Annotated in this window: 1 protein-coding gene; it reads right to left on the bottom strand. The window is 32.4% G+C overall.

Annotated features, from left to right (window positions below):
* Positions 1 to 26: 26 nt before the first annotated feature.
* Positions 27 to 1,718 (bottom strand): transposase, encoded by a 1,692-nt coding sequence (locus tag CKF54_RS07190; protein ID WP_119525676.1) that lies wholly within the window; start codon positions 1,716 to 1,718, stop codon positions 27 to 29.
* Positions 1,719 to 1,897: the final 179 nt, after the last annotated feature.

Here is a 1,897-nt window from a genome sequence, read left to right as displayed (position 1 = left end):
CCTAAATTTTTAGATTTTTGTATCACTTAATATCGTTTGTATAATTCAGGTACTGTATTTTTTAAAAACTCTTTATCAAATCCTAAAACTTCTTCAACGAAGATTCTTATATCCTTAGGTAGTTCTGGAACGTAAAACGTATCATCACTTAATCTCGTAACTTTAATGTGTTCCATTTCATACATTAAGGTAGGTAAGCTTTTGTTCATTTTTACATCAGGATTTTCTTTGGCATACGTTGATCTTGCATTTTGCATGTAACTACGAATAGAAGCTCCATTGAAGACACACATACTTGTACCTTCTAACGAATCAGTACTATGTAATCTAAGATTTCTGTAGTTCAGATAAGTTTTTACATTGGTGTGGAACTTTTCACATTTATCTTTGTTACGGTATTGTTTAACAATTTCATGAGCAGGTGTCTCGAAATCATTAGTGATAAATACAGAGAAACCACATAATTCGAAGTCTGCATCAAATTTCTTTTGATCGAATTCGTATGTTAATTCAGACTCACCTTTACGTTTGATATGAAACCATTTTAATCTAACTTTTTTACCTTTGTTTAGTGATTGATCGTCTAAGACATACTTATCTAGCATATTTTCGAATAAAGCCTTACGCTTGAATAAAGTATCTATTTGTTGACCTCTTGCAGCATGGTTTAGTAAAACGATAAAGCGTAGTTTTACTTTGTCTTTATCGTACGCTTCAAATTCTATATCTTCAATAGCATTTCCTGGTAATTCCCTACAAGGATTTGAGCTGTTACCGTTTAGTTTTGATGCTCTGAGCGCCTGTTTGAAAATATTATTATTCTTAGGTAAAGCTGTAGTGAACTTTATTCCTTGAGAAGACATGTACTTAATATTATCTTCACTATAGAACCCTCGATCCATTGAGATCGCGAAGTGACATTGTTTTATATCAGGAAACTGGTTTAATAGGTTTTTTAACACAGTTACATCAGTCATATTGCCCCAAAAGTTCATCCAATAAAATGGCATACCAGTACCGTGGTCAACCATTACTAAGTTATTGACTTGTGGGACATCTTTCATGTCTTTGTTAATACCTCTAGCGCTGTAAACGATATTTTTTGCTTCAGTATTTAACGATGTGCTATCTAAGCTAACATACTGTGAGCGCCCGTAGCGTTTTGCTACAAGCTCTTTGAAATGTTGAATTTGGTTGCTATCTATATTTTTGTAGTATTGAGATATGGAAGAAGCGCTTAATTTTAAACCGGGGATGTTCGCATGCTTGAAGAATGTGTTTGATTTCTCTAGTTTTCCGTCAGTTAGTAGTCTGAACAGAGCAATTCCTAGATCTTTTTTCCAATGATTAGGTCTAGCTTTTTGCAAATCTTCCGTTCTTCCGATTTTGTCAGAAGTATGAGCACAGATTAGGAGTGATAGAGGAGTTGATTTCTTATCGTCAGTTTTCTTATTTCGATAAGGAATTTCTTTAGATTGATCTTTAGCTTCAGGGAAATACTCAAAGAAGTTAGAGTTTGGGTAAAACAAAGTTTTACTTTTCTCTGGATTAACTAATTTACCAAAGATTACATATTTACGTTTTCTTCTAGGAGTACCGTCACTATTAACATGGCATGACACAGAAAAATAATCATCTTTTCTACTTAAGATATGAAATCTTTTTTCATCAGTTGAAAAGTCATTAAAGTCAAAAACATCAATTTTTCTGATAGTCATGTCTTGGTCCTTGGTAAAGTCAATTTATTGGAATGTGGCGCAAAATGTGCCGATTTGTAACTATTGATATAAGTCATTGATTAACAATAACTTTATCAATAGTTACGAAAAGTATGTAGTCGTAATTAGTTGATTAATACTTAATTATAATAACATACTTTTTAAGTGGCACATAATAT

Source organism: Psittacicella hinzii, assembly GCF_003585885.1.
Taxonomy (GTDB): Bacteria; Pseudomonadota; Gammaproteobacteria; order Enterobacterales; family Psittacicellaceae; genus Psittacicella.
Note: the sequence above shows the minus strand (reverse complement) of the source record. Positions and strands in the feature narration are given on the sequence as shown.

Coding starts and splice junctions, on each gene's coding strand:
- CKF54_RS07190 (WP_119525676.1), bottom strand. CDS start 1,718: ATGACTATCAGAAAAATTGATGTTTTTGACTTTAATGACTTTTCAACT.